The organism is Brachybacterium rhamnosum (genome assembly GCF_039526185.1).
GTDB classification, from domain to species: Bacteria; Actinomycetota; Actinomycetes; order Actinomycetales; family Dermabacteraceae; genus Brachybacterium; species Brachybacterium rhamnosum.
In genome coordinates, this window is record NZ_BAAAIS010000006.1 from 15086 (window position 1) to 34067 (window position 18982).

Sequence of the window (18982 nt, forward strand, 5' to 3'; positions counted from 1 at the left end):
TCCCCGCAGCTCCCGTGGCCCTCCCGACCCTCCGAGCGCAGCGACCGGTGTCCCTCTGGACGCGGATCGTCGCGCTCATCTCCCTGCTGCTCGTGGCGGGGACGGTCATCACGGGCAGCCTCTCGCTGTTCCTCCTGAACCGGACCCTGATCCAGTCGGTCGACTCGAACCTGCACTCCGGCATGGGCGAGATGCTCTCCCTCGCGCAGAAGGAGATCTCCGAGGACGATCCGTCCGCGCGCTCCGGGTACATCCCCGTCGAGTACGCGGTGGAGATCCGCAACGAGCAGGGCGAGTCGATCGTCCACGAGGTCTTCCTCTACAACGACGACGACGTCACGGTCACCTTCCCGCAGCTCACGGACCAGCAGATCCTGGACCGCGGCGGGAAGCCGTTCACCGTGCTGGACTCCGCCGAGAACCGCTGGCGGGTCGCGGCGATGGTCAACACGGGGCCCGACGGCGGCACCGTCTACGTGGCGCTGCCGCTCACGGGCGTGGACCGCACCATGCACGAGATGGCCCTGATCATCGTGCTCGTGGGGACCCTCGTGGTGCTCGCGGGCATGGGGCTCGGCGGCTACATGGCGCACCGCTCCCTCGAGCCGCTGCAGGACGTCGAGGCGACCGCCTCCCAGATCGCCGGCGGCGACCTCTCGCGCCGTGTGCCCGTCACCGACACGAGCCTCGAGGTGCACGCCCTCGCGATCTCCCTGAACGAGATGCTCGTGCGCATCGAGCAGGCCTTCGCCGCGCAGTCGGACTCGGAGGAGCACGCGACGCGCAACGAGGCGAAGATGCGCCGCTTCGTGGGGGACGCCTCCCACGAGCTGCGCACCCCGCTCGCGGCGATCCGCGGCTTCGGCGAGCTGTACCGGATGGGCGCCCTGCGCTCGGACGAGGACGTCGCCCAGGCGATGCGCCGCATCGAGGACGAGGCCCGCCGCATGGGCTCCCTCGTGGAGAACCTGCTGCGCCTGGCCCGGCTCGACGAGAACCCGACGCTGGACCTCGCCCCCGTGGACCTCTCCGACGCGCTCTTCGACGCCGCCCAGGACCTCCGGGCGCTGGACCCGAGCCGCCAGGTCATGGTCGTGAACCTCGCCGGGGTGCCGCTGCCGGTCTCCCCGCACCAGAGCGTGGGCGTGCTCGGCGACGAGGCGTCCCTGCGCCAGGTGATCCTCAACCTCGTGGGCAACGCGAACCGGCACACGCCCAAGGGCTCCCCCGTGGAGATCGCGGCGGGCACCACGACCCGCGGCACCGTGCGGCTCGAGCTGCGCGACCACGGCGACGGCATCGAGGCGGACCAGCGGGAGAAGGTCTTCGAGCGCTTCTACCGCACCGACTCCTCGCGGGTGCGCATCGCGTCCCAGGGCGGCGGCGCAGGGCTCGGCCTCTCGATCGCGGCGACGATCGTGCAGCAGCACGGCGGCACGATCGGGGTCATGGAGACCGCCGGCGGCGGCGCGACCTTCTGGGTGGAGCTGCAGGCGGCGACCGTGGACGAGGAGCACCTCTCGACCCCGGATCAGGTGCGCCCGCTCACCGACTCCCCGTCCGCCGACTCCGAGGATCCCGGCCGCGAGTCCTGAGACAGGCTCAGCACCTGCCCGGTGAAGCCCGGCGCGCCCCGGTCCCGGGTGTGTGCGTCGAGCAGGGCGAGCATCTCCTGCGCGGCCTGCCGGCCGGCGGCGTCGTGCGCCTCGACGCGGGGCGCGCCGCCCGGCGCCTCCTGCGAGAGCCGGAACGCGCCGGCCGGTGCCTGACCTGCCGGGGGCAGCGGATCCGCATGGCCGATCGGACCGAGCACGAGATCCGTCGGCACCATCTCGAGGCCGAGGTCCGCGGCGTGCTCGGCGGTGCGCCGGGCACGGGCGGCGGCCCGGTCCCGCAGCGGCACGCGCAGCCCCGACCGCAGGAGCGCCCGGGTGAGCTCCCCGGCGCTCACGAAGCGCACGCCGGCCGCCTCGAGGTCCCCGCGGGCGGACTCGGGCCAGTCGTAGTGGTCGAGGTCGAAGGCGCGCGGCGTCAGGCCGCAGCGTGCCGCCGCCGCGTGCAGCTCCTCGAGGGAGGCATCGGAGATCAGGTGCCCCCAGAGCAAGCCGTGGCGGGGCCAGCGCGGGGTGTCGGCGAGGACGGTCATCGTGCGCCGACGCTACTCGCATCGGCGCTCCGACGGGCGCCGGCGGGCGTGGCGGACCCGGCGAGGCGGCGCAGCACCGCCTCGAGCGGTCCGCGGCGGCCCGTGCGATGCCAGGCCGCCGCCGCCAGCAGGGTCACGAGCCACGTGAGCGCCATGATCGCGGAGGCGCCGGCGGAGCCGAGCCGTGCGCCGAGGTCGAGCATGTACGGCGGGAAGAGCAGGGAGGCGGCGAGCGACTGCGCGACGTAGGCGCTGAGGGCCGTCGCCCCGAGGGCGGTGAGCGCGGTGAGCGCGCGGCTCCTCCCCCACCGATCCGCGACCAGTGCGCACAGCGCCGCCGCGCCGACCGCCCCGGCGAGCCCGCTGACCTGGTGCAGCACCCCGAGAACGCCGAGCACCACCTCGTCGCCCAGCACCTCCTGCCGCGGGTCGAGGACGAGCACGGCGGTGAGCGGGACGGCGCCCGCGAGGCCCACGAGCACGCCCCAGCGGGCGAGCGTCCGCAGCTGGTCGACGTTCTCGCGGGGCAGCTCCAGCAGCCGGAGCGAGGCGGCCACCGCGCCGAGCGCCATCGGCGCGAGCAGCCCGATCTGCTCGACGAGGGCGAAGGCGAGGGAGCGCAGCGCCTCGTGCGCGCGAAGCGTGACGCCCTCGCCCCAGCTGCCCGCCGCGGCGGTCGGGTAGCCGTCCCCGCCGCCGAGGGCGATGGTCGCGTCGACCCAGCCCCAGAGCCCGAGCGGGGCGAGGCAGACCATGGCCGCGAGCAGCAGGGCGAGGCGGCCCCGGGTCGCGAGCAGGGCGCAGGCGGTGCCGATCACCGCGTAGGAGACGAGGATGTCCCCGCTGAACAGCAGGATCGCGTGGAGCATGCCGATCGCGCCGAGCACCGTGAAGCGGCGCAGCATGCGCAGGGCGAAGCGGCCCGGCCGCTCCCCCGCCGCGAGGGACCGGCGGTGCATGATGCCGATCCCGTAGCCGAAGAGCAGCGCGAACAGGGGGAAGCCGCGGTTGTCCGCGAGCAGGGCGACGAGCACGTCCACGGCGCGGTCCCCGGCGGAGGCGTGGGTCTGCTTCAGCAGCACCGTCCAGCGGTCGCCGTGGAGCCAGCCGACGGTGTTGGCGAGGGCGATGCCCAGGAGTGCCGCGCCGCGGGCGAGGTCCGGCCCGGCCGCGCGCTGCGCGAGCGGGACCGAGCCGACGCTCACCGGGCGGCGGGGGTGCCCTGGTGGTGGCGCAGCAGCCAGCGGTCCCCCTCACGCAGCCAGAGCGAGCTGCGCAGCACCCGTGCGCCGTCGGCGTCGCGGGTCGTGAAGGTCAGCAGGACCACGCCGGGGGCGATCTCGTCGGCCACGAGGTCCTCCGCCTCGACGCCCTGGAGCGGGCCGATCTCCTCGAGGATCTCCTCGCGGGTCCAGGCGCGGCCGCTCGCGCCGATCTCCGAGAACCGGGGGTGCAGGAGGGCGGCGGCGCTCGGCGGGTCGGAGCGCAGGCGGTCGTCGAGCAGGGCGAGCTCGTGGGCGGTGACCTGCTCGAGGGCGGTGCCGAGGGTCGGGTCCGGGCCCGTGCCCTCGGGGGCGCCGCAGTGGGCAGGCGGGGCGGGGGCGTCGCCGGGTCCTGCCTCGTCGAAGAGGCTGAAGAGGTCGTCCACCGCGGGCGCAGCGGGCGCTGCGGGGGCGGACGCGGGGCCGACGCGAGCCGCCGTCGGCCCTCCGCCCGCACCCCGGTAGCCGGGGCCGACCTCCGGATCCTGCTTCTTGGAGTAGGCAGTCGCGGCGGCGTTGGCGCGGCGGTCCGCCGCCTCGTTCATCGCATGGCCGGCGTGGCCCTTGACCCATTCGAACTCGACGCTGCGGCCCACGAGGGCGCGGTCGATCGCCTGCAGCAGCTCGACGTTCATGACGGGCTTGCCGTCCTTCTTGCGCCAGCCCTTGCGCTTCCAGCCCGGCATCCACTTCGTCACGGAGTTGATGACGTACTGGCTGTCGCACAGCACGTGCAGGTGCTGATCGGCGTCCACCGCCGTCGCCTCGAGGAGGTCGAGGACGGCCTTGAGCTCGCCCATGTTGTTCGTGCCGTGGGGCCAGCCGCCCGCGCGCCACGTACCCTCGTCGATGTACCAGGCCCAGCCGGCGGGACCGGGGTTGCCGAGGGCGGAGCCGTCGGCCGCAGCGGTGATCGTCATGGCCGCCATCGTTCCACAGCCAGGAGGGACACCCGCCGTGAGCACGCTGTCGTCGCTGTGGCATTCCCCGCGCCGCCGCCTGCTCGGCAGCGCCCTGATCGGTGCCGTCGCCGCGGTCCTGACGGGACTGCTCGCCGGTCCGGCACTCGCCGCGATGACCGGGGTGACCGTGGCGGAGGTCGTGTTCCTCGTGTCCTCGCTCGCGGCGGTCCTGCCGATGGACGCCGAGAGGACTCGTGCGAACGCCCGCCGCGAGGACCTGCGGCCGGTCGCCGACGAGGCGCTCGTCGCGGCGCTGTGCGTGCTCGCCGTGATCACGATGGTGACCCTGCACCTCGGGGCGGGCGGCGCGGCCGTCAGCACGATCGGCTCGGTGATCACGCTCGTGGGGGTGTTCGGCGCCTGGGCCTGCATCCAGCAGACCTACGCCCTGCACTACGCCTACCGGTACTACCTCGAGGAGTCGGGCATCGATTTCCATCAGGACGTCGACCAGGAAGGTGCCGACGCCCCGACCTTCGGAGACTTCCTCTACTTCAGCTACGCGATCGGCATGACCTACGGCGTCACCGACAACGACGTCTCCGACCGCGCGATCCGCATGATCGCGTGGCGCCACGCGGTGATCTCCTTCGCCTTCGGCACGATCCTGCTGGCCGCGGCGGTGAACCTCGTGGCGGGCTTCTTCAGCCCGGCGGGCTGAGCGCTCCCCGGCTCAGGCGGTGCGGGCCCAGACCCGCGAGCGCCACCGCAGCACGGCGAGGGCGCCGCCGAGCACGACCACCGCCCCGATCGCGGTCCCGATCGGGACCGCGAAGACCCCGGCTCCGAGCAGTCCCGCCACCACCACCGGGATGCCCATGCCGACCATCGCGGCGACGTAGAAGCAGGCGTAGGAGATGCTCGCGCGGGCCCAGAGCACCGTCGAGGAGTGGTGCAGCGCGTCCCGGCCCACCCAGATGTGGGACCACAGCACGGCCCCCGCCCACATGACCGCATCCGGTCCGAGGGGCCGGGTGACGATCGCGTCGTCGTACGGGGCATGGTGCGCGTGCAGGAGGATCACGATCGCCGCGAGCGCCAGCAGGAGGAGCTGCAGGGCGAGGACCAGCCCGGTGCGGGCGCGCGCGTGGGCGGCCCGGCCGATCCCGAGGCTCCCGCGCAGGGCGGCCTCGCGCAGCGGCTCCCGCGCCCCGAAGGCGACCGGGACGCCCACCGCCATGAGGATCGGCACGACCCCCACGAATGCGATGCCGCCGAGGGCGAGCAGCAGCACCACGAGGGCGAGCGCGCCGCCGAACCACAGGACGGGACGCTGGAGGACGAGGTCGAGCCGGAGGGCGCGGAGGGACGGGGACTCGTGACGCGCGGTGCGCGGTGCGGTCGTGGTCATCGGACGGCTCCGGTGGTGGTGCGCGCGGCGAGGGTGAGCCGGACCAGTTCCCCGAGGTCCGGGGTGCGCAGGGCGGTCCTCGACGGCAATCCCACGGCGTCCTCGCTGCGCATCAGCAGCTCCGCGGCGCCGCTCGCCCCGAGCGGCCTGGTCCCCGGCGGTGCCTCGGAGGCCATGGGGGAGGTCGCGACGACGTGCTCCTCGAGCAGCTCGTCCACGGCGCCCTCGAGCACGGTCCGTCCCGCATGGAGCACCATCAGGTGGTCGGCGAAGCGGTCCATCCCCTCGAGATCGTGGGTCGACAGGACGATCGAACGCGAGGGGTCCTCGGCGAGGAGGTCGCGGAGCAGGTCGATCAGCGTCGCCCGGGCGAGCGGGTCGAGCCGGGCGAGCGGCTCGTCGAGGAGCAGCAGCCGGGGGCCTGTCGCGAGTGCGTGGGCGAGGGAGAAGATCGTGGCCCGGCCCGCGGAGAGCGAGCGGATCATGGCCTTTGGGCGGATCCCGTTGCTGCCCAGCATCTCGAGGAAGGCCTGCCCGTCGAAGTCGTCGCCGAGTCGGCGATGCAGGGCGACGACGTCCCGGGCGTGCCACTCCCCGGGGAGGAGGGGCTCGTCGGGGACCAGTGCGACGCCGGGAGGGGCGGGCAGCTCGGCCGGCCCGACCGTGCTGCCCAGCACCTCGATCGTGCCGGCGACGGGGCGCACGGCGCCGACGAGCGCACGCAGCAGCGTGGTCTTCCCTGCCCCGTTGGAGCCGACGAGCGCGGTGATCATGCCCTCGGGGGCGTGGAGGTCGGCGTCCTCGAGGGCGCGGGTGGGGTCGTGGAACCTGTTGCGGAGATGCGGGAGGTCCACGGCGAGGTGCTCGACACGGACGGCGGGGGTGGGGGTCATCGCTCCTCCTCGAGGGCCCGCGCGAGACGGTCCCGGAGCTCGGGTGAGGGGATCCCGGCGGTGCGGGCGGTGCGGGCTGCGTCGGCGAAGGCGGCGTCGATGCGCTCGAGCGCGCGCTCGCGGAGCTCGTCCTCGGCCTGGGCGCGCACGAAGACGCCCTTGCCGCGCACGGCGTCGGCGAGGCCGTCGGCCACGAGCTCGTTGTAGGCGCGGGTCGTGGTGATGACGCTGACCCGGAGGTCGCGCGCGAGCACCCGGATCGAAGGCAGCGCCTCCCCCGGGGCGAGGTCACCGCGCAGGATCGCCTCGGCCAGGCGGGCACGGATCTGCTCGAAGAGGGGCTCGGGCGCAGAGGGGTCGAGCTGGATATGCATGCCCCTCACCCCGCCCCCGCCAAGCGCTCTCACTGTTCATAGACACTATGAACAGTGAGAGCGGTTCCGTCAAGCGGCATCGTGCGGCACGGGCCGGACCTCAGCCGACGGGGCGCTCGTAGGTCGCGTAGACGTGGGCGCGGCGGAAGCCGACGGCGTCGTACAGCCGGGTCGCGCCGGTGAGGGACTCGGCGTCCACCTCGAGCTGCGCGCCCGTGAAACCGGCCTCCGCGCCGGAGGCGAGGGTGCGGGCGAGGACGGCGCGGGCGAGTCCTCTCCCGCGGGCCTCGGGCCGGGTGCCGACGAGGGCGACGTGCAGCACGCCGGGACGGTCCTCGGAGGTGATCGCGTAGGCGAGGACGGTGCCATCGGCGTCCACGGCGATCGTGCTGTGCTGCGGGCGCGCGGTGTGCGAGGTGGTCCACAGCTGCCAGGTCTCGGCGTCGATCGGCGTGGAGCCCCAGTGGTCGGCGAAGGCGGCGACGTGGGCGAGGCGCACGGCCTCGCTGCGCTCCGCGGACGGGGCCACGAGCTCCACGCCCTCCGGGGCGGGCACCTCGAGGACGACGCCGGGGAGCCCGCGCTCCATCTCGAGCCAGGAGCGCACCCGGCGGTAGCCGCGCCGCTCGAGCACGGGGCGGACGTCGGCCCCGCCGGTGCCCGCGTCGCCGCCGGAGCGGGGGTCCCGGCCACCACCCGTGCGCAGCACGGCCGGGACGCCCGGGTGCCGCTCGGCGGCGATCGCCGCGCCGCGGGTCTCGATCCGCCCGAGGATCCCGGTGCCGTGACCTCGGCGCCGGTGGGAAGGGTGCACGCCGCCGCTCAGCTGGACGCGGGCACGACCGTCGCGGTCCGGCGCGGCGGAGACGGTGACGAGCCCGAAGCCGATCAGCTCCTCGCCCGCGCGCACGGCGACAGTGTCATGCTCGAGGTCGAGCCGCGGGGTGCGGAGCCATTCGTGCATGCTCGGCTCCTCGACGGGTTCGCCGAGCTCGTCGTGGCGGTCGATCTCGTTGAGCAGGGCGGTCAGCGCGGGCACGTCCGCGGCGCTCAGGGCGGACCAGGTCACGGGGGCGTCGGCGACGTTCACCGGCTCAGTCTAGGGAGCCCTTCGCCGGCTTCCTGTCGACGCTCACATGGCTGCGGGAGTCCGCGGTGAAGGCGGAGCGTCCCAGTCTGCCCAGCGCGACTCCCGCTGAAGCCGGGCGAGCGGCGCGTCGGCGTTGCGGAAGCAGGCCCCCTGCTGCTCCCGGCTGAGCAGATTCGTGATGGTGGTGAAGACGAGGGAGACGAGGGAGAGCCCCGCCCCCGGGCTCAGCCCTCCTGCTCGTACGCGGCGGCCTTCTCCTGCACGGCGCGGAGCCGGGCGAGGTCGAGCTTGCGGCCGCGCTCGAAGTCGACGATGCCGTTCTTCTCCTGGAAGACGTCCGTCATCTGCGTGTAGCAGTAGGCGAACATGCGCGGGTCCTCGAGCAGCACACGGGTGAGGCCCTCGAAGCGCTCGTAGAGCTCCTCCTCGGAGGCGATGCGCTGGCCGTAGCCCCAGGACTCGGCGGCATTGTTCCCCGCGCGCTCCGCCTCCGCGGCCCGGCGGGCCTCCTCCTCGTTCCACCAGATGCCGCCGTACTCGGAGACGAAGTAGGGCTGGCCGGCGTAGGGCAGGGAGAAGCCGCCGTCGGCGTAGGGGTAGTCGTCCGGGCCCAGGTCGCGGCGGTTCGCGAAGGGCTTCCCCTCGGCGAGGCCCGCCTGCTCGACGCGGAAGCGCTCCGGGTCCTGCTCGTAGGAGTGGGAGTCGTAGACGTCCGCCCCGCGCACGCGGTGGGAGTAGCCGGAGGCGTCGAGCACGGGGCGGGTGGGGTCGGCGAGCTTGGTCGCGTCGTACATCGCCTGGGTGACGTCGTCGAGCTGGGTGAGGCGGTCGTGGAGCAGCTGGTGGGTCTCGTTCAGCGGGCACCAGCCGATGATCGAGGGGTGGTTGCGGTCGCGGGAGACGGCCTCGACCCACTGCCCGATGAAGGAGGCGGTGGGCTGCTGGTTGTCGCCGTCGGGCCCGCGGCCGGAGACGCCCCAGTCGCCGAACTCGCCCCAGGTGAGGTAGCCGTGGAGGTCCGCCCAGAAGTGCATGCGCTCCTCGAAGACCTTCTGGTGCAGGCGGGCGCCGTTGAACCCGGCCTCGAGGGCGAGGCGGATGTCGGTCGTGAAGGCGGAGTCCTCCGGGGTGGTCATGAAGGTCTCCTCCCAGTAGCCCTGGTCGAGGACCAGGCGCTGGAAGACCTTCTCGCCGTTGATGCGGTACTCGTGGCCGCTCAGCGTGGTGGAGCGCAGACCCGCGTAGGAGGAGACCTCGTCGATCACGGCGCCGTCGGCCCCGCACAGCGTGAGGGTCAGCGCGTAGAGCTCGGGGGTGCCGGGGCCCCAGAGGCGCACGGCGTCCTCGGGGATGGTGAGCTCGAGGTGGGGCGCGAGGTCGAGGTCGGCGCGGACGCTCGTGCGGGCGATCTCGCCGCCGCCGGGCTCGCTCGCGACCACCTCGATGCTCGTGCCGGGGACGGCGCGGTTCAGGGGCACGTCGAGAGCGAAGGAGTGCGAGGCGAGCGACGGGGTGATGCGCACGGTGCGGATCTCGTGCGCGGGGACGCCCTCGAGCCAGACCGTCTGCCAGATCCCGGTGGTGCGGGGGTAGTTGGCGTGCGTGGGGCGGAACCAGGTGGACTGCTTCCCGCGGGCCTGGGCCGCGTCGCGCGGGTCGCGGGCGCGGATCACGAGGGTGACCTCGGCGCCGGGGCCCACACCGGGGACGGTCGAGAGGTCGACGCCGAAGGAGGTGAAGCCGCCGCGGTGGCGGGCGACCTCCTGGCCGTTCGCCCAGATCGTCGCGTCGTGGTCGACGGCGCCGAGGTGGAGGACGGGCCGCAGCCCCTCCCAGGTGGCGGGGACCGTGATCGTGCGGCGGTACCAGACGGCCTCGAGGAACTCCCGCTCGCCGATCCCGGAGGCGGCGGTCTCCGGGGCGAAGGGGACGGTGATGGTGCGCTCGAGCTCGCGCTCGATCAGTCCGCGCTCGCGACCGGTGTCGCCGCGGTCGATCTCGAACTGCCAGGTGCCGTTGAGGTTCAGCCAGGCGGCCCGGTGGAACTGGGGGCGCGGGTGCTCGGGGCGCGGGACGTCGGCCGCCTCGGAGAGCGGGGCGTCGAGCGCGGAGGCGAGGGCGTCCGCCCGGGCGAAGAGAGCGGCCAGCTGCTCGGGCAGGGCGGGGGTGGTGGTCACGAGGACTCCTGGGATCGACGGTGATCGGGGGCGTGCGGGTGACGCCGGGGACCATTCCACCGCAACCGCCACAGGATTGCAACGTGGGAATCCCGGCGTGGACTGGGGCCGACGGCGGCGCCGCCGTCCAGGGCGCCCGCTCAGGCGCCGGCGCTGCTCGAGCCGCGCACCACCAGCCGGTGCGCCACGATCCGCTCGGTGCCCGCGCCGTCCTCCGCGAGGGCCGCGTCGAGGGCCGCGTCGACGAGGGCGTCGAGGTCCGGGGCGATCGTCGTCAGCCCCGGTCGCGACCAGGCGGATTCCGCGATGTCGTCCCAGCCCACGACGGCCACGTCCTCCGGGACCCGCAGCCCGCGCTCCTGCAGCGCATGCAGCGCGCCGAGCGCGAGCAGGTCGTTGCCGCCGATCACGGCGTCGAAGCGCAGGCCATCCTCGAGCACGGCGAGCAGCGCGTCCCGCCCCGCCTCGCGGGTCCAGCCCGGGGCCTCCCGCTGCAGCTGCTGATCGGGGTGGAGCTCCGCGAAGCGCACCGCCGCCCGGAAGCCCGCCAGACGGTCCGTCGCCGTCGACCGCACCGCGGACTCGGCGCCGAGGAACAGCAGCCGCGAGCGGCCCTCGGCGACGAGATGACGGACCACGTCGGCCGCGGAGGCGGCGTTGTCGATCACCACGTGGGTGACCTCGCGGGAGGCGGGCAGCAGCTCCCCCAGCAGCACGAGGCGCGGCCCGCCCTCGCGGTGCGGGAGCACCGAGGGGTCCAGCGCCGAGGGCGAGATGACGACGGCGTCCACGGGCCGGCGCACGAGGCCGCGCACGTGGGCGAGCTCCGTCTCCGGGCTGTGCAGGGACACCTCGACGCTCACCGTCCAGCCACGCTCACGGGCGGCGGACTGCATGCGCTCGGCGAGGCGGGCGAAGTACGGGTTCTGCAGCTCCGGCACGACGAGGGAGAGCGTGCGCGTGGGGCCGCCGCGCAGGTCACGACCCAGGGCGTTGGGCACGTAGCCCAGCTCGTCGATCGCCGCGAGCACCCGGTCACGGGTCTCCGCCCGCACCACCGGCCGCTCGTTGACGACGTTCGAGACGGTCTTCCAGGACACCCCGGCGCGCTGCGCCACGTCCTTGATGCTCACCCTGCGCGCCACGTCGGCCTCCTCGTTCGTGCTGCCGGAATCATCCCATGAGCGGTGGGCCGCACGGATATGTCACAAGCGGGGGCCGCTCCGGTGACCTGGGGCGTCGCAGGGCCTAGAGTCGATGGAGCGTGCCGTCCTCCCGCCGCGGCACAGGTCCCACCCGCACGCGGTGGTGACAGCGCCGGCCGGAGGCCGCGTCCCGGAGATCCCTTCCCTGACGCGCCGGGCCGCTGCGCGCCGGGCGGAACGAACCTCCAGAACGGATACCCGTTGACCTCCCCCGACTTCGCCCAGCTCGGCGTCCCCGCCGACCTCGTCGCCGCCCTCGCCCCGCAGGGCATCACGACCCCCACCCCCATCCAGTCCTCCACGCTGCCGGACTCCCTCGCCGGCCGCGACCTGCTGGGCCGTGGCCGCACCGGTTCCGGCAAGACCTACGCCTTCCTGCTGCCGCTCGTCGCGCGGCTGCTCGCCGACCCGCGTCGCCGCTCCGCGCGCCGCCCCCGCTCCCTGATCCTCGCTCCCACCCGCGAGCTGGCCTCCCAGATCGCCGAGTCGCTGCGACCGCTCGAGAAGGCCGTGGGCCTCCGCAGCACCGTCGTGTTCGGCGGCGTGGGTCAGAACCCGCAGGTGCAGGCGCTCGCCGGCGGCGTCGACGTGCTCATCGCCTGCCCGGGCCGCCTCCTGGACCTCATGGGCCAGGGCCACGCGGACCTCGGCGGCGTCGAGATCACCGTCATCGACGAGGCCGACCACATGGCCGACATGGGCTTCCTGCCGATGGTGCGCCGCATCCTCGCCGCGACCCCGAAGAAGGGCCAGCGGATGCTGTTCTCCGCGACCCTCGACTCCGGCGTGAACAAGCTCGTCAAGGAGTTCCTGCACGAGCCCGTCACCCACTCCGCGGATCCGGCGACGAGCCCCGTGGGCACCATGGAGCACCACGTGCTCGAGGTGGCCGCGAACGACCGCTTCGACGTGCTGCGCGACCTCGCCGCCGCCCCCGGCCGCACCATCATGTTCACCCGCACCAAGTACGGGGCGAAGAACATGGCCCGCAAGCTGCGCGCCCAGGGCGTGGGCGCCGTGGAGCTCCACGGCAACCTCTCCCAGGGCGCCCGCACCCGCAACCTCGAGGCCTTCAGCGACGGCACCGCCTCGGCGCTCGTGTGCACCGACATCGCCGCGCGCGGCATCCACGTGGACGAGGTGGGCCTCGTGGTCCACGCCGATCCGCCGGTCGAGCACAAGGCGTACCTGCACCGCTCGGGCCGCACGGCCCGCGCGGGCGAGAGCGGCACCGTCATCACGGTGCAGACGCCGGACCAGAAGAAGGACGTCCACGACCTCATGCGGAAGGCGAACATCCGCCCGACGCACCACCAGGGCGTCCGCGTGAGCAGCGACGTGCTGCGCGACCTCGCCCCGGGCGAGCGCATCATCTCCGACTCCCCCGTCGAGGCGCCCTCCGGCGAGCAGCCGCAGCAGGCCTCCTCCGGTGGCGGCCAGGGCGGTCGCGGCGGTCGCGGCCAGGGCGGCGGCCGTGGTCAGGGCGGTCGCGGTCAGGGCGGCGGTCGCGGTCGCGGTCGCGGCGGTCGCGGCCAGGGCGGCGATCGTGAGCATGGTGGTCGCGGCGACGGCGAGCAGAGCGGTCGCTCCGGCGGTCGCGGACGCTCCGGCGGCCAGGGCCGTTCCGGCGGTCAGGGACGCTCGGGCGGTCGCCAGGGCGGCTCCTCCGGCGTCTACTCGACCTCGAGCGGCGAGCGGCCGAGCGGCGGCCTCGCGGCCTTCTCCTCCGGTCGCGGTCGCTGACCCGACCTCGCACGAACGGCCTCGGGCCGGTGGCACCGCCACCGGCCCGAGGCCGTTCCCCTATGGTGGGCGGCATGCCGCAGCAGACCCCGCCCCGCTCGATCGACCAGGTCCTCGCCGAGGCCCGCGCCGGCGCGAGCCCCGTCGAGCCGGAGGCGCTGCCCGCGGCGATCGCGCGCGGCGCCCACGTGTTCGACGTGCGCTCGGCCGTGACCCGGGAGCCGGAGGGTCACATCCCGGGGGCGGTGGTCGTGGAGCGGCTCGTCCTCGAGTGGCGCCTGGACCCGCAGGGCGCATGGCGGATGCCGGGCGGTCCGGGCTACGACGACGAGGTGGTCGTGGTGTGCAACGAGGGCTATCACTCCTCGCTCGCGGCGCGGGACCTGCGGGCGCTCGGCTTCCACCGGGCGACGGACCTGCGCGGCGGCTTCCGCGCCTATGCGGCGGCCGGGCTGCCGGTGGCCGCGGAGCCGGACCGGTACGTGGACTGACCTCCCGCCCGGCCGGTGCTCAACGCAGCTCGCGCTTGAGGATCTTGCCGGTCGCCGTCATCGGCAGCTGCGTCTCGAGCACGATCTCGCGCGGGTACTTGTAGTCCGCCATCTGCTCCTTGGCCCATGCCGTCAGCTCCTCGACGCCGATGCTCGCGCCGTCGGCGAGGATCACGTGGGCCCGGACCTCCTCGCCGAGCCGGTCGTGGGGGACGCCCACCACGGCGGCGAGGGAGACCTGCTCGTGGCCCATGAGCACCTCCTCCACCTCGCGCGGGTACACGTTGTAGCCACCGCGCACGATCATGTCCTTCGAGCGGTCCACGACGTAGTAGAAGCCCTCCTCGTCGCGCCGGCCCAGGTCACCGGTGCGGAACCAGCCGTCGCGGAGGACGGCCTCGGTCTCCTCGGGGCGGCGGAGGTAGCCGGTCATGACGTTGTGGCCGCGCACGATGATCTCGCCGATCGCGTCGGCCCCCTCGACCCGGCCCCAGTCGGGGTCCGTCGGGTCGATGAGGTCCATCTCCACGCCCCACACCGGCAGCCCGATCGAGCCGGGGCGGGGGCGGTCCGCGAGGGAGAAGCTCGCCACCGGGGAGGTCTCGGAGAGGCCGTAGCCCTCCATGATCGAGATGCCGAGGCGCTCGCGCACCTCGCGCAGGATCTCCACGGGCAGCGGCGCCCCGCCGGAGACGCCGAGGCGCAGGTGCTCGGTGAGACGCTCAGCGATCCCCTCTCCGCCACCTGCGGAGAGCTGCCGCAGCAGCGCCCACCACATGGTGGGGACGCCGGCGAAGACGGTCACCCGGTGCGCGAGCAGGAGGTCGAGAGCCTGCTGCGGGTCGAAGCGGGGGAGCAGCACGAGGGTCGCCCCGAGCGAGAAGCCGGAGGTGAGGTTCACCGTCGCGCCGAAGGTGTGGAACAGGGGCAGCGCGACGAGGTGGGTGTCCGCCCCCGGCTTGGAGTCGAACAGCCGGTTGCAGGTGAGCGCGTTCATCAGCTGGTTGGAGTGGCTGAGCTCGGCGCCCTTGGGACGGCCGGTGGTGCCGGAGGTGTAGAGCACGACGGCGGTGTCCGTCTCGCGGCGCTGGACGGTCTCGAAGCGCGTGGGGAGATCGGCGACGGCCGCGGCGAGGGCGGGCACGCCCTCGTAGGGGCTGGGGGTCGCCGGATCCGCCGTCATGAGCACGACCTGCGGCGGCCGGGCCGCCTCGCGGGCGCCCTCGACCATGAAGCGGCCGATGGGCAGCTCCTCGGTGCCCTCGAAGCAGAGGGCGGCGACGGCCTCGGCGTCGTCGAGGAAGTAGGTGATCTCGCGCGGCTTGCTCAGCACGTTGATGGGGACGACGACGGCGCCGACCTTGAGGATGCCGAAGTAGGCGATCGGGAACTGCGGGAGATTGGGGCAGCTGAGCACCACGCGGTCCCCGGGGACCACGCCGAGGGAGACCAGGAGGTGGGCGACCCGGTTCGCGGCGGCGTCGACCTGGGCGTAGGTCAGGGAGGTCTCCCCGAGCACGAGGGCCGGGTGGTCGGGGACGGTGCGGGCGCTGTCCTCGAGGGCGACGGCGAGGTTGTACACGGGTTCTCCTCCACGGACGACGGTGTCAGGGTGGCCACACGATAGCGGGGCCGCGTCGATGTCGGCCCCACCACAGCCGACGATTCGTCAGTTGCGCGAGTGACGAAACGTCGGGGAGGATGGCCGACGTGCCGACACCTCCCCGCCCCGCACCGAGCGGTGCCGCCCCTGCGGGCGGCCCCACCGAGCCGCAGCTCGCCGCCGCCGCGGACACCTTCTCGATGCTCGCGAGCCCGGCCCGGCTGCATCTCGTGCAGCTCATGAGCACGGGCCGCTACGACGTGGGCGAGCTCGCCGAGAAGGTGGGGCTGAGCCTGCCCACCACGAGCCAGCACCTGCGCAAGCTCCGGCTCACCGGCATCGTCTCCGCGACTCGTGAGGGCCGGCACAGCTACTACACGGTGGACGATCCGCACGTGGTGGAGCTCGTCGAGCAGATCTTCGAGCACATCGCCCCCGACGGCTCGCTCGCCCCCGATCCCCCGCGCAAGGAGCGCCGATGACCACCACCACCCGTCCCGCCTCGGAGCGCGTGGACCTCACGAGGTTCGCGTGGCTGTCGATCGCCGCCGCGATCCTCACGATCTCCCTCAAGGCCGGCGCCTGGGTCATGACGGGCTCCGTCGGCCTGCTCTCCGACGCCGCCGAGTCCGTCGTCAACCTCGTCGCCGCCGTCGTCGCGCTGATCGCCCTGCGGGTCGCGATCCGTCCCGCGACGGAGCGCTTCCTCTACGGCCGCGCGAAGGCCGAGTACTTCTCCGCCGCGGTCGAGGGGGTCATGATCTTCGTGGCGGCGGCCGTGATCCTCGTGAGCGCCGTCGAGCGCTTCATCCACCCGCGGCCGATCGAGAACGTCGGCTGGGGCCTCGCGATCAGCGTCGTCGCGAGCCTCGTCAACGGCGGCGTCGCCCTGGTGCTGCTGCGCGCGGGCCGCACGCACCGCTCGATCACCCTGCGGGCGGACGGCAAGCACCTCATGACCGACGTCGTCACCAGCGCAGGCGTGCTCGTGGGCGTCGCGCTCGTGGTCATCACCGGCTGGGACCGGCTGGACCCGGTCGTCGCGTTCCTCGTGGGCGTGAACATCATCGTCACCGGCGTCGGCCTGATCTCGGAATCCGTCTCGGGACTGCTCGACAAGGCGCTGCCGGAGGAGGAGAACGAGGTCATCACCGAGATCCTCCGACGTCGCACCGACGGCACGGTCACCTTCCACGGCCTGCAGACCCGCGAGGCGGGCCAGGAGCGCTACATGAACGTGCACGTGCTCGTGCCGGACGAGTGGACGGTCAAGCAGGGCCACGACTACATCGAGGAGCTCGAGACGGAGCTCATGACGGCTCTGCCGTCGCTGCGCGTGCTCACGCACCTCGAGCCGATCTCCGATCCGGCGAGCTACGAGGACATCCCCGAGGCGCACGTCCCGATCCACGGGGACGACGAGACGGCACTGCGGCCCCCGCAGGCCTGACGGTCGCGTCCCCTACGGTGACCGGGACGCCGAGCGGGGATCTCGGCCGAGCGACGAGCATCAGGGGGATTCCATGACCACCTCACCCATCGCGCCTGATCCGCGGCGGGGCACCGGCCGCAGGGACCCGTCGTGCAGGGCGAGCTCGTGCCGGTCGTGCAGCCCTACGGCATGCCACAGCAGCAGGCCGGGCATCCTCAGCACGCGCCGCTCCATCCCGGGCCGATCCAGCCGTACGCGGCACCGGCCGCCTACGGCCCTCCCCCGGTGATGATGAGGTCGGCGCCGAAGAGCGTGGGCGTGACCTTCGTGCTCACCTTCTTCTTCGGGGTGCTGGGCATGTTCTACGCGACGACCTCGGGCGCGCTGATCCTGCTGGGCGTGACGCTCGGCGCGATCGTGCTCGCGGTCGTCGTGATCGGCATCCTCTCGGTGCTGACACTGGGCTTCGGCGCCGCACTCTTCGCCTTCGTCCCGCTCATCGGGGTCGCGGCGTGGATCACGAGCATGATCTGGGGATGCATGGCCGCCTCGCGGCACAACGAGCGGCTGGCGGCGCAGTACGCCGCGGCCGGCTACCGCCCGCCGGGGTACTGAGCCGCACCGTCCCGGGACGCGGGGCAGCGACTCAGAACGGCGGGTCGGGTTCCGTGGGTGGTGGCGGTTCATCACCGCGGAAGGCATCGCCCGGTGGACCGTTCCGGCCCGCGGTGATCGCCTCGGCGACGCGGATCCTCTCCTGGAACCGGTCCCAGACCCGCTGGTACGTCGCGGCGAGGACGCTGGTGACGAGGTCGGAGTTCTTCTGGACGTCCACCCAGTCGATGCCGCCGGCAGCCCACCGCGTGGAGGTGCCGTCCGGGGAGCGCTGGGGGTCCAGCGCGCCGTCCGTCTTCATCCGGTGGTGGCTCCGGCAGAGCCCGTGGAGGTTCTCCGGCGAGGTGGGGCCGCCCGCGGCGGGATCGAGATGGTCGAACTCCTCGATGTGGTCCCATTCCCCCACGTGGAGCACGGTGCGATCGCAGCCCGGCACCGCGCACACGGGGTCGATGAGCCTCAGGTGCTCGATCATCGCCGCGCTGGGCCGGTACTGCTGGGCCGCGACCGGCAGGAACTCGCCGGTGATCGGATGGGTCAGGACGCGATGCCACACGGTCGCCCGGGCGCAGAGCGTGCGGGCCATGTCGATCGGGATCGGATGCACTCCCTCGAGCGTCGCGGGGGCGTCCGACATGCCGAGCAGGGAGAGGACGGGGACGGTGAGGTTCATCCGCAGCGGCATCGACGGGATCTCGACCCCGTCGGTCGCGATCGGGCTGCGCGTGAGCAGCACGTAGCGGAGTGCCCGCAGCGACATCGGCCGCCCGCTCGCGGCGACCTCCCCGTCCCGGTCCCAGGGGATCTGCCGGTCCTGGCTACCGGCGGCGATCCGCTCGAGGGCGTGCCGCTGCGCGTCCTGCACGGAGCGGGCGGCCTGGTCCAGACGCGTGCTGAGGTCGAGGATCTCCGGGATCGGGCCGACGATGGTGAGGAACGCGGTCCCGTCCGGTGCGGGCGAGTGCTCGAGGAAGACGTCCCGCCGCGATGCGGGGTCGCCTCCGGCGCCGACCTCGGGGTCGAGCCAGGTCACGAGGTGCTTCACGAGGGTCCGGAAACGATCCGGGGACAGCGACTCGACCCGCCACCCCGCGACGGTCTCGTCGACCTGCCGCCGCTGGGCCCCGGGCAGGTCGCGCACGGCGCGGACGAGCTGGTCGAACCATTCCGTGGGCAGGTCCCCCGACTCGACCCGGGCGAGGCACGCGGGCAGATCGGTGACCCCGATGTAGGCGTCGTGGAGCCGACGGGTGGCGCGGCCGATCCGGGACCGCAGCACCAGCCCGGCGGCGATCCCGTTGCCGCCGTCGTCCCCGGAGGCGCCGTCCCACAGGGTGGCGAGGTCACGGAGCTCCTCGATGTAGAGGTGGGCGTGCACGGTGCGGCGCCGCTCGAGGACACGGCGGAGGACCACGACCTCCGCCGAGCTCTCCGCGAGATCCCCCTTCGCCGCGAGGTTCTCGGCGGTCACATGGCTGCGCCCGCGGGGCGGCCGACGGAACCGGTGGGAGAGCGCGGCGCGATCGGGCCCGACGGGCCCCTCGGAGCGATCGGAGCGATCGGAGCGATCGGAGTGATCGGCGCGATCGGGGAGCTCGCCATCGGACGGGGTTGAGCCGTGCGGTCGCGTCACCGTCA

General features: G+C 73.7%; 18 protein-coding genes. 7 read left to right on the forward strand and 11 right to left on the reverse strand.

Annotation, left to right across the window (positions count from 1 at the left end; genetic code table 11):
* Positions 1–47: 47 nt before the first annotated feature.
* The gene (locus ABD080_RS16140; protein WP_240811158.1) at positions 48–1595 is read left to right on the forward strand and encodes a sensor histidine kinase; all 1548 of its coding nucleotides are present in this window, start codon (positions 48–50) and stop codon (positions 1593–1595) included.
* Here ABD080_RS16140 and ABD080_RS16145 read toward each other — a convergent pair.
* Genes ABD080_RS16145 through ABD080_RS16155 form a run of 3 tightly spaced genes read right to left on the reverse strand, consistent with a single transcriptional unit; the run spans position 1532 to position 4328 of the window.
* Complete coding sequence (locus ABD080_RS16145; protein WP_343906401.1) at positions 1532–2146, reverse strand: DUF4031 domain-containing protein; 615 nt, start codon at positions 2144–2146, stop codon at positions 1532–1534. The genes ABD080_RS16140 and ABD080_RS16145 overlap by 64 nt on opposite strands.
* Positions 2143–3351: a DUF418 domain-containing protein gene (locus tag ABD080_RS16150; protein ID WP_343906403.1), complete on the reverse strand. Its 1209-nt coding sequence runs from the start codon at positions 3349–3351 to the stop codon at positions 2143–2145. Before ABD080_RS16150 ends, ABD080_RS16145 begins: the two co-directional genes overlap by 4 nt.
* On the reverse strand, positions 3348–4328 hold the full coding sequence (locus ABD080_RS16155) for an RNase H family protein (protein WP_343906405.1): 981 nt from the start codon (positions 4326–4328) through the stop codon (positions 3348–3350). The genes ABD080_RS16150 and ABD080_RS16155 overlap by 4 nt, the downstream gene beginning before the upstream one ends.
* A 37-nt stretch (positions 4329–4365) precedes the next feature.
* On the opposite strand from ABD080_RS16155, the gene ABD080_RS16160 reads away from it, so the two are divergent.
* Complete coding sequence (locus ABD080_RS16160; protein WP_168198127.1) at positions 4366–5031, forward strand: DUF1345 domain-containing protein; 666 nt, start codon at positions 4366–4368, stop codon at positions 5029–5031.
* 12 nt (positions 5032–5043) lie between these two features.
* Here the strand turns inward: ABD080_RS16160 and ABD080_RS16165 are convergent, their stop codons facing one another.
* From ABD080_RS16165 to ABD080_RS16190, 6 genes are all read right to left on the reverse strand, one after another.
* Positions 5044–5721, reverse strand: a complete 678-nt coding sequence (locus ABD080_RS16165; RefSeq protein ID WP_343906408.1) for a hypothetical protein — start codon at positions 5719–5721, stop codon at positions 5044–5046.
* Positions 5718–6614: an ATP-binding cassette domain-containing protein gene (locus ABD080_RS16170; protein ID WP_137771480.1), complete on the reverse strand. Its 897-nt coding sequence runs from the start codon at positions 6612–6614 to the stop codon at positions 5718–5720. Before ABD080_RS16170 ends, ABD080_RS16165 begins: the two co-directional genes overlap by 4 nt.
* Positions 6611–6988, reverse strand: a complete 378-nt coding sequence (locus ABD080_RS16175) for a GntR family transcriptional regulator (protein ID WP_343906412.1) — start codon at positions 6986–6988, stop codon at positions 6611–6613. Before ABD080_RS16175 ends, ABD080_RS16170 begins: the two co-directional genes overlap by 4 nt.
* A 100-nt stretch (positions 6989–7088) precedes the next feature.
* Positions 7089–8078 (reverse strand): GNAT family N-acetyltransferase, encoded by a 990-nt coding sequence (locus ABD080_RS16180; RefSeq protein ID WP_343906414.1) that lies wholly within the window; start codon positions 8076–8078, stop codon positions 7089–7091.
* 224 nt (positions 8079–8302) lie between these two features.
* Positions 8303–10255 carry a glycoside hydrolase family 2 protein gene (locus tag ABD080_RS16185; protein ID WP_343906416.1) on the reverse strand — a complete coding sequence of 651 codons (1953 nt, stop codon included), beginning with the start codon at positions 10253–10255 and terminating at the stop codon, positions 8303–8305.
* Between the two features lie 140 nt (positions 10256–10395).
* The gene (locus ABD080_RS16190) at positions 10396–11400 is read right to left on the reverse strand and encodes a LacI family DNA-binding transcriptional regulator (protein ID WP_343906418.1); all 1005 of its coding nucleotides are present in this window, start codon (positions 11398–11400) and stop codon (positions 10396–10398) included.
* A 261-nt stretch (positions 11401–11661) separates the two neighbouring features.
* Between ABD080_RS16190 and ABD080_RS16195 the strand changes: the two genes are divergently transcribed.
* Positions 11662–13203 carry a DEAD/DEAH box helicase gene (locus ABD080_RS16195; protein WP_343906420.1) on the forward strand — a complete coding sequence of 514 codons (1542 nt, stop codon included), beginning with the start codon at positions 11662–11664 and terminating at the stop codon, positions 13201–13203.
* Positions 13204–13277: 74 nt separating this feature from the next.
* Entirely contained in the window at positions 13278–13694 is a 417-nt protein-coding gene (locus tag ABD080_RS16200; RefSeq protein ID WP_137771486.1) for a rhodanese-like domain-containing protein, read from the forward strand.
* A gap of 19 nt (positions 13695–13713) precedes the next feature.
* Here the strand turns inward: ABD080_RS16200 and ABD080_RS16205 are convergent, their stop codons facing one another.
* Entirely contained in the window at positions 13714–15276 is a 1563-nt protein-coding gene (locus tag ABD080_RS16205; protein WP_343906423.1) for a long-chain-fatty-acid--CoA ligase, read from the reverse strand.
* 128 nt (positions 15277–15404) lie between these two features.
* Between ABD080_RS16205 and ABD080_RS16210 the strand changes: the two genes are divergently transcribed.
* From ABD080_RS16210 to ABD080_RS16220, 3 genes are all read left to right on the forward strand, one after another.
* Positions 15405–15779, forward strand: a complete 375-nt coding sequence (locus ABD080_RS16210) for an ArsR/SmtB family transcription factor (protein WP_264450110.1) — start codon at positions 15405–15407, stop codon at positions 15777–15779.
* Positions 15776–16747: a cation diffusion facilitator family transporter gene (locus ABD080_RS16215; RefSeq protein WP_137771489.1), complete on the forward strand. Its 972-nt coding sequence runs from the start codon at positions 15776–15778 to the stop codon at positions 16745–16747. Before ABD080_RS16210 ends, ABD080_RS16215 begins: the two co-directional genes overlap by 4 nt.
* A 171-nt stretch (positions 16748–16918) precedes the next feature.
* Positions 16919–17344, forward strand: a complete 426-nt coding sequence (locus ABD080_RS16220; RefSeq protein ID WP_343906427.1) for a hypothetical protein — start codon at positions 16919–16921, stop codon at positions 17342–17344.
* Between the two features lie 31 nt (positions 17345–17375).
* On the opposite strand, the gene ABD080_RS16225 is transcribed toward ABD080_RS16220, so the two are convergent.
* On the reverse strand, positions 17376–18815 hold the full coding sequence (locus ABD080_RS16225) for an HNH endonuclease signature motif containing protein (protein WP_343906429.1): 1440 nt from the start codon (positions 18813–18815) through the stop codon (positions 17376–17378).
* Positions 18816–18982: the final 167 nt, after the last annotated feature.